At 70.6% G+C, this 323-nt stretch carries 1 protein-coding gene; it reads left to right on the top strand.

Annotated features, from left to right (window positions below):
* Positions 1–323 (top strand): enoyl-CoA hydratase-related protein (locus ACLZOT_RS51140; protein ID WP_416976137.1); only part of this gene is annotated, 323 nt, incomplete at both ends.

The following is a 323-nucleotide window of genomic DNA, read 5'->3' as shown; positions in this document are numbered from 1 at the left end:
CTCCGACGCCGACCTGCTGCGCCAGCGGCCGGTGACGCGGGGCGCGTACACCTCGGTGCTGGAGCTGCCGGTGCCGACGATCGCGGCCGTGCACGGCTTCGCGCTGGGCGGCGGCTTCGAGCTGGCGATGATGTGCGACTTCATAATCGCCGCCGAGAACGCCAAGTTCGGCCAGCCGGAGATCAATCTTGGCGTCGCCCCTGGCATCGGCGGCAGCCAGCGCCTGACCCGGTTCGTCGGCAAGTCCAAGGCCATGGACATGATCCTCACCGCCCGGATGATGGACGCCGCCGAGGCCGAGCGTTCGGGCCTCGTCTCCCGCG

Origin of the sequence: Streptomyces sp. 4F14 (genome assembly GCF_048159485.1) — a bacterium.
Taxonomy (GTDB): Bacteria; Actinomycetota; Actinomycetes; order Streptomycetales; family Streptomycetaceae; genus Streptomyces.
The sequence above is the reverse complement of the archived record's forward strand: the minus strand, read 5'-3'. Positions and strand labels throughout refer to the sequence as shown.